Genomic DNA, 7,706 nt, shown 5'->3' on the forward strand with positions numbered 1-7,706 from the left:
CCCCCATTCCCTGACGTTTCCAAGAGACGGCCCCAGGCCCCGCCCGCCTCGTACTAAGGTCGGCCAGGGGCGGGAGAAGCACGGCTGACGTGGGCTGCTCGCTGTCGCAATTCGCTGTGCGCTGGGCGCTATTGGGGGGCGGGCCATGTACGAGTTGACCAAGGGCGCGAACGTGGGGCTCGCGGCCCTGAGCGAGAACACCGACTCCGTGATCGTGAGCCTGGACTGGACGAGCCCGTCGGGCGAGGGCGACGCGGACGTGTCCGTTCTGCTGCTGGACGCCAACGGCAAGGTGCGCAGCGACGCCGACTTCTACTTCTACAACAACCCGGTCGCGGCCGACGGAAGTGTGCAGCTCCTGGGCAAAACGCTGACTCGCCGGAGTGTCTGAGCCGCAACCGACGAAAGTCAACCACGATGGCGGGTGTGTCGGCCGACCAGGCGCGCCTGAGCCACTGCCCCCCCCACCACCGGGCCTCAGCCAAGCTGCTCGGTAACGTCCGTCAGGGCGAGCCGCGACGGCGGACGCGTGGTGCCGTGGCCTGGAGCACTGACTGCTTAGTCCCGGAGCAACTTGCGTTGGGCTTCTACCTTGGTCGGTCGTACCTTCAACCTGTGTTGACGGTCCGCACGCGTTCGTGCTCGCCCGCCGATGTTCGTCGGCGTTGTCACGCAGTTAGACACTCACCTGGTGCAGCTCCGGTGCGCGGGATCAGCGGACGTCAGCTCAGTTCCGATCTGGCAGTCGGCCGCAAGCGGTGAGGCAGAAAGTCGCACGCGCGAACGGAGGCCAGCACTGAAGCACTGGAGGGCATTCCATTCTCGGTCGCCGATGTAAAGAAACCGTGTGCGCCGAAGGATGCAGGAACGCCATGCTGATGACCATGCCGAACCTCGCACATCCCCTGTTTAGCGCCCCCATCGAGTTGATCGACAGCGAGATGGTCCGAGGCTTCCTGGCGCTGGAGCTGGAGGAGAGTTTCACCCTCGACTACAAACGTAATGTCGATGCAGTGTCCGACACCGTCGCAGCCATGGCTAACAGTTACGGCGGCATCGTCCTCATTGGCGTTGACGCCCACCTCAAGGACAAGAACCTGCCCGGGGAACTGGTCGGGGTCAAAGCGATCGACAAAGACCGGCTGGTCAGCAAGATGGCGACCACCTTCGACCCACCTGGCTGGACGCCGGATGTCATCCCGGTCACTGTGGACGACCGGCTCCTTCTCGTAGTGCGGATTGACCCGGACAGCGTGCCCCGACCGCTGTTTCACCAGGGAGTCGTCCGAGTTCGTCTGGACGGCCGCAACATTCCCGCTGACCGTCGCCTCGTGTACGCACTCTTCCAACAGGCCGCTGATCCGGTGCTTGCCTATACCGGTGACCCGCGCTTCCTGCCTGACCACCGCTCGGCCACACGCTTCCAGAGGGCTGCGGCGCCGCCCGACCTAGTTATCCGTGCCGCGGTTTCCCGGCCACTGCGAAGGGACGCCGCCCGTCTTCGGCTGCACGGCACAACGGTCGACGCCCTCATGCAGTCGCTAAGCGCGCCCAAGCTCACAGGCGCGTACGAGCTGCCGAAGCGGCTGCACGCGCTTGTGCAGCGGGTAGGGAGCCACCAGGACCAGCAGCCATGGACGATCGATCCCGAGCACGGGAACGGTCGTCACGTCCGGCTCGCGGCCGGCCATCGCGTTCCCGGTCCGCATCAGGCGGGCATACGTCTGGAGTGCAGCGCCACGCTGCCCAACGGCGGCAGCAGCCTGGACGTGCTCTTCGACCTGCTTCTCTGGACCGGTGGCAAGAAGGTCGCAAACGACTTGTGGGTGCAAGCGTGCTACGAGGCCGTACGCGCGCTGATCCGGCACGCCCTGCCCACCCTCACCCTGGAGCTGCTCGGCACTGCGTCGATTCCCACGCCACCCATCGAACTGCATGTTGCTTCCGGCGTGCAGGGGGATCCGTGGCTAGAGAACACGCTCAGCACCGACCTTCTCGGCGAACCGACCGGCGCGGGACGCTTCCGCGGCGGCAGCGAGCACCTGGACGAGGAACTCCTGGCTGCTGGCGAGCTGCCGAATGCGGTCATCCAAGCCCTGCGCAACATGGCGCTGGATTGGCGTTATCTCCATCCCAACTTCCCGGTCCTGCACGGCTGACCAGCAACCGGACTACGGCGCACAAATGGGAGCTGTGGATAGGAGTGGCGCAGAGGGGCCTCACTCACGATAGCGAGGGTGAGTCGAGAGCAGTCGGGTACACCCAGTAGCCGAAGAAGTGGTGGGCCGTGGTCCTGACCTGCGGCCGGGTAATCGATCAACGCTACGATCAGCGACTTAGCTGTCGGTTGTCAGCGTTGGTCGTCGTTGAGTACCCTCCGACGGCCCCAGGACGGCCCGGCGGGTGCATAGTGGGAAAAGGGCCACACAGTTGGTTCCGACCCGACATGCTTGGCCCATGACTCGCCGTAATGCCACTCAAGATTTCATGGCGCACAACCAAGCCATGATGCATACGTACTGCTACCAGTTGGCCGCGACCTGGTTCGAGCTGCACCCGGAAGCCACGGCGAGTGAGTTGGTTGCCTTCCTGAAGGATCAGGCGAACAAGGCGCAGACGGTCGCCGCTGAGGTCTATGTGGCCAAGGAGGGCATGACCATGGACGAAGCCATGGAGTTTCAGGTGCGCCACTACGACTACCAAGACTTGATGCGCCGAGAGTTGTCCGTGAACGACTGAGGTCGGCGGAACGGCTTTGGACTGGAGCTGCTTTGGGGCGCGTGATCGTGGCCCGTAAGCTTCCGGCGAGTCGGGCAGTCTGTTGACCTGCCCGTTAAAGCACGACGTTGGGGCCATGAGCTTAGAGGCTCGCCCCAAAGCGGCTGCCTAAAGCCGTGGAGCCGACTGCCCCAGCCACAGAGGGTTTCCCTTCCTCCACCCGCCCGGCGGCGCGTACACGCGCCGTGCGCGGGCTTGAGCGCGAGGTCCGCCGGCATATGGAGTCGTTCGCCGAGGAAGGGCCGAATGGCCTCGCCTTCGTCGGCGACCGGGGCGCACCCTTCCGCCGGAGCACCTTCGGCAAGTACTGGCGTAGGGCGCGCACTGTCGCCGGTTTGCCGGACAACTTCCGCTTCTACGATCGCCGCCACACAGGACACACCCTGTCGGGACCCGATCCGGTGCGACCTTGAAGGACACGATGGTCCGCGCCGGCCAGTCGTCCGAGAAGGCGGCGATGATCTACCAGCACTCCGAGGAGGAGCGGCAACAAGAGGTCGCCGGGATGCTCGACCGGAGCATTCGGAATGCTCGCCGCTCCATGGCATGGATGCCGGATGATCAAGCACCTGGCACGAATGTGGCATGCGACGACTCACCGAATCAGCACAGCAAAAAGGCCCGGGTCGATGACCTGGGCCTTGGCTATGGAGCGGGTGACGAGAATCGAACTCGCACTCTCAGCTTGGGAAGCTGATGTTCTACCACTAAACTACACCCGCGAAACGTCCCGCCGGAAGCGGTGTCGTAACGTCGCACACTCTACCTCATCACGGGCCCCGGGCGCTCTCGCCGCGGGGCCCGCGGGCTGTTCGGGGGAGGGATGCGCCGTGCGGGGCGAGGGAGTTGGGGCGTACCGTGAGGGCATCCTCGATGGGTCGCCCGGTGTGGTCGTGCCGCCTGGAGTGGCGTCCCTTTAGTGCCGTAATGTGGGGGTTCGTCGAGGGCTCGGGGATGAATGGATGACAGCGTGCCCCGCGCTCCGGCGGCAGTGAGACGGCTTTGGGGAAGGGACTCGAGGACTTGATGATGGACCGCACCGTCGTCCGATGTGCCGAAGGGCACGTCTTCAGCACCGCGTCGTTCCCGATGCAGCAGGCGGACCGGCTCGGTCCCGGCCGGCTCATCCGGTGTCCGCGCTGCGCCCGGCTCCGGCACGCCGTGCCGGTCGCCTTGCAGAAGCGGTAGGGCAAGAGAGCGGTAGGGCAAGGGCCGGAACTCCGCGAGCGGGAAGACAGCGCGCGACGTCCCCACGGTCGACGAGATTGTGGTGGGCCCGCGCGCTCTGCGTATCCTCGGTGCGTGCTTCTCTCAGACAAGGACATCCGGGCCGAGATCGACTCCGGACGGGTGCGGATCGACCCGTACGACGAATCCATGGTGCAGCCCTCGAGCATCGACGTGCGGCTGGACCGCTACTTCCGGGTGTTCGAGAATCACCGCTACCCACACATCGACCCCTCCGTCGAGCAGGCCGATCTGACGCGGCTCGTGGAGCCCGAGGGCGACGAGCCCTTCATCCTGCATCCCGGGGAGTTCGTCCTCGCCTCGACCTACGAGGTCGTCAGCCTCCCCGACGACCTCGCCAGCCGGCTGGAGGGCAAGTCCAGCCTCGGGCGGCTCGGGCTCGTCACCCACTCCACCGCCGGGTTCATCGACCCGGGGTTCAGCGGGCACGTCACCCTTGAGCTCTCGAACCTCGCGACCCTGCCGATCAAGCTCTGGCCGGGCATGAAGATCGGGCAGCTCTGTCTGTTCCGGCTGACCTCGCCCGCCGAGGAGCCCTACGGCTCGGAGCGGTACGGGTCGCGTTACCAGGGGCAGCGCGGTCCTACCGCCTCCCGGTCCTTCCTCAATTTCCATCGGACGCAGGTGTGAGCAGCGGTATGAGTGACGTACGCGAGAACCTTACGTACGAGAAGTTCGGCGGCGCCGTGCGCGAGCTGGCGCAGACCATCGCCGACGACGGGTACCAGCCCGACATCATCATCTCCATCGCCCGCGGTGGCGTCTTCGTCGCGGGCGGGCTCGCGTACGCGCTCGACTGCAAGAACATCCACCTTGTGAACGTGGAGTTCTACACGGGGGTCGGGACGACCCTGGAAATGCCCGTCATGCTTGCGCCCGTTCCCAACGCCATCGACTTCACCGACAAGAAGGTGCTCATCGCCGATGACGTCGCCGACACCGGCAAGACGCTGAAGCTCGTGCACGACTTCTGCCTCGACCACGTCGCCGAGGTGCGCTCCGCCGTCATCTACGAGAAGTCGCACTCGCTCGTGAAGTGCGAGTACGTGTGGAAGCGGACCGACGAGTGGATCAACTTCCCGTGGAGCGTCGAGCCGCCCGTCGTGAAGCGCGCGGGCCAGGTTCTCGACGCCTGACCGAGGACACGTGGGCACATGGAGAAGGGCCCCGGCTGCGGACGCTCAGTCCGCCGTCGGGGCCCTTCTCCATACGTAACGTACGTCTAGAACGTACCCAGCTTGATGATCGACAGGATCGCCAGGAGCTGGATCGAGGCCGCCCCCAGCGCCTTCGGCCACGGCAGGTCGTGGGACTTGCTCACCATCGTCGTCAGCAGCGCGCCCGCCGCGAGCCAGGTCGCCCAGCCGAGGAGCTGCACGAAGGTCTGGCCGCCGCCGAAGAACATCGCCACGATCACGCGCGGCGCGTCCGTCAGCGACATGATCAGCATGGAGAGGCCGACCGTCGGCTGCCAGGCGCCGTCGCCGCCGAGCTGGCGGGCGAGGGTGTGCGTGACCACGCCCAGGATGAACGCGCTGATGGTGATCGCGACGCCGGTCGTGAGTACGTACGGGACCGCCGCCGAGAGCGTGGCGTTGATCGCGTCGGAGCGGGCGTCGTCGAAGCCGAAGATCGCCAGCGAGCCGTAGAGGAACGTGACGATGACGGCCGGGACCCACATCGCGTAGTCCCGCATGTGGAGGAAGGTCGGGGCCGGGCGCAGCACGATGCCGCGCAGCAGCTCCTTCCAGTGCAGGCGCGGGCCGATGGGCGCGGGGGCCTGGCCGGCGCGGTACGTGTCGCCCTGGGTGTAGGGGTCCTCGCCGATCGAGAAGGCCTGGGTGTGCCCGGGGTTGTTGGCCGCGTACGGGTCATAGCCGCCGCTCCCGCCCTGGGGGCCGTGGCCGTGGCCGTGGTCGCCGGGCCCGCCGAAGTACTCCGGCTCGCCGTGACCGCCGCCACTGGCCTGCGGCCACTGCTGGCCGCCGCCCCCGTACTGGGGGCCGCCGCCACCGCCGTACTGCTGCGGGTTCGGCGGCACGGGTGGGTAGCCGTACGGCTGCTGCCCCTGGGGGGCCTGCTGTCCGTACGGCTGCTGCCGCGGTTGTTGTTGCGGTCGCGCTTGCGGGGCGCGGTTGTCCCGGCCGCGTCCGATCCTGAATCCAGCCACGAATCGAACGTACCTGGTCTTACGGAGTGGGGTCGTCCCCCCTCGGGAGGAGAGCGGCTTTGCGGCCGACCTGTGACAACCCCTAGGGGAACCCCTGAGCCCACCCCTTAAGCGTCTCGGCTGCCCCGACCGTCGCAGTAGCCCCAGCCGCCTCAGCGGCCCAGGACCGCTCCATACGCGTACGGGTGCGAAGACGCGGGCAGCCCCAGGGAGTTGGGCGTGACGACCGTGCCGCCCGCGGTGACGGAGGGGAGGTTCCAGACGCCGCCCGCCGATGCGTCCTCGCCGGGGGCCGCGGCGGACAGGTCCGGGCGTCCGTCGCCGTTGTGGTCGGCGGTGGCGAGCGCCGCGCCGAAGGTGTCGCCCCGCTCGGCGGTGCCGCGGATGCCGGGGGAGTTCTGCTGGTACGAGACCGCCCTCGCCGCCCCCGAGGCGTCGAGGATGCCGTTCGTACCGCCCTTGAGGACCGTGAGGGCACCCGCGCGCGCCGCGCTGCCGATCGCCTCGCCGGGGGCGCCCGCGATCAGGTCGTCCTTGCCGTCGGCGTCGATGTCGGCGACCGCGAGGGCGTTGCCGAAGTCGTCACCCGTCTCGGCGACGCCGGGGACGCCCGGCGTGTCCTGGTTGAGGGTCTGGCCCTGCCAGATCGGCTCGTCGCCGCCCCCGTAGTGGATGTGGATGCCGCCGCCCTTGGCACGCTCCTCGGGGCCGCACGGGTCGTCGATGTTCTCGTCGGCGATCTCGCGGCAGTTGCCGAGTGCCAGGTCGTCGAGGCCGTCGCCGTTGAAGTCGCCCACGGCCAGCGCGTTGGCGGCGCTGTTGTCGCTGCTCCAGGTCAGGCCGAAGCGGCCCTGGTCCTTGCTGTACCGGTAGAGCTGGACGTGGGACTGGGTGTGGGGCTGGTTCTGCGTGTAGTAGGCCACGGCCACTTCGGGGCGGCCGTCGGAGTTGAAGTCGCCGGTCGTCAGGACGGGGGCGCGGCCGCCCATGGGGTAGGCCATCACGGGCTCGGTCCGGGCCGCGTACGGGTTGAAGTTGGCGACGACCTTGTCCTTGGCGCCGATCGCCAGGTCGACGTCCGTGTCGCCGGTGAAGTCGGCGGCGGCCAGGGACATGCCGTACGCGTCGGACGCCTTCTCGCCGCGGGCGGCCGTGTTGGCCTGGGCGAAGCCGTCGCCGGTGCCGTACAGGACGGTGACCGAGCCCGCGTCGGCCTTGGCGGCTATGTCCTCGCCCGGGGCGCCGATGACGAGGTCGGCGTACTTGTCGTCGTCCACGTACGCGGTGGTGACCGCCGCGCCGAAGCGGTCGCCCGCCTCGGGGGTGCCGGGGACCTCGACGGTGGCCTGAGTGATGCGGCGCACGCCATTGCCGCCCGGGCCGTTCCCGCCGCCGAAGACGACGCTCACGTAACCGGCTCTCGCCTTGCCGTCGACGGTGCCGGAGGGCACGCCGACGGCGAGGTCCGCGTAGCCGTCGCCGTTGAAGTCGGCGCCGCGCCCGGCGGGGG

Annotated in this window: 6 protein-coding genes, 1 tRNA gene and 3 pseudogenes; 7 read left to right on the forward strand and 3 right to left on the reverse strand. The window is 67.8% G+C overall.

What is annotated here, in order from left to right:
• Window positions 1-145: 145 nt before the first annotated feature.
• From GKQ77_RS22985 to GKQ77_RS33550, 4 genes and pseudogenes are all read left to right on the forward strand, one after another.
• Window positions 146-376, forward strand: a pseudogene (locus GKQ77_RS22985) (TerD family protein); the annotation flags it as partial.
• 565 nt (window positions 377-941) lie between these two features.
• Window positions 942-1,307: pseudogene (locus GKQ77_RS34180) on the forward strand (AlbA family DNA-binding domain-containing protein); the annotation flags it as partial.
• Between the two features lie 1,150 nt (window positions 1,308-2,457).
• Entirely contained in the window at window positions 2,458-2,739 is a 282-nt protein-coding gene (locus GKQ77_RS22995) for a hypothetical protein (RefSeq protein ID WP_219690828.1), read from the forward strand.
• 242 nt (window positions 2,740-2,981) lie between these two features.
• A pseudogene (locus GKQ77_RS33550) lies at window positions 2,982-3,316 on the forward strand (tyrosine-type recombinase/integrase); the annotation flags it as partial.
• A 110-nt stretch (window positions 3,317-3,426) separates the two neighbouring features.
• On the opposite strand, the gene GKQ77_RS23000 reads toward GKQ77_RS33550, so the two are convergent.
• Window positions 3,427-3,500, reverse strand: a tRNA-Gly gene (locus GKQ77_RS23000).
• A gap of 280 nt (window positions 3,501-3,780) precedes the next feature.
• Between GKQ77_RS23000 and GKQ77_RS23005 the strand changes: the two genes are divergently transcribed.
• From GKQ77_RS23005 to GKQ77_RS23015, 3 genes are all read left to right on the forward strand, one after another.
• Entirely contained in the window at window positions 3,781-3,966 is a 186-nt protein-coding gene (locus GKQ77_RS23005) for a hypothetical protein (protein ID WP_219690831.1), read from the forward strand.
• 114 nt (window positions 3,967-4,080) lie between these two features.
• The gene (dcd, locus tag GKQ77_RS23010) at window positions 4,081-4,656 is read left to right on the forward strand and encodes a dCTP deaminase (RefSeq protein ID WP_125514051.1); all 576 of its coding nucleotides are present in this window, start codon (window positions 4,081-4,083) and stop codon (window positions 4,654-4,656) included.
• An 8-nt stretch (window positions 4,657-4,664) separates the two neighbouring features.
• A complete protein-coding gene (locus tag GKQ77_RS23015; RefSeq protein ID WP_030788947.1) occupies window positions 4,665-5,162 on the forward strand; it encodes a phosphoribosyltransferase in 498 nt (165 codons plus the stop codon).
• Between the two features lie 86 nt (window positions 5,163-5,248).
• Here the strand turns inward: GKQ77_RS23015 and GKQ77_RS23020 are convergent, their stop codons facing one another.
• Window positions 5,249-6,196, reverse strand: coding sequence for a Yip1 family protein (locus tag GKQ77_RS23020; RefSeq protein ID WP_219690829.1), 948 nt, complete (start codon window positions 6,194-6,196; stop codon window positions 5,249-5,251).
• A gap of 152 nt (window positions 6,197-6,348) precedes the next feature.
• On the reverse strand, window positions 6,349-7,706 hold a 1,358-nt coding region (locus tag GKQ77_RS33970), incomplete at its 5' end, for an FG-GAP-like repeat-containing protein (protein ID WP_219690830.1).

Source organism: Streptomyces anatolicus, from assembly GCF_019400875.1.
Lineage (GTDB): Bacteria > Actinomycetota > Actinomycetes > Streptomycetales > Streptomycetaceae > Streptomyces > Streptomyces anatolicus.

Coding starts and splice junctions, on each gene's coding strand:
- GKQ77_RS23015 (WP_030788947.1), top strand. CDS start 4,665: ATGAGTGACGTACGCGAGAACCTTACGTACGAGAAGTTCGGCGGCGCC.
- GKQ77_RS22995 (WP_219690828.1), top strand. CDS start 2,458: ATGACTCGCCGTAATGCCACTCAAGATTTCATGGCGCACAACCAAGCC.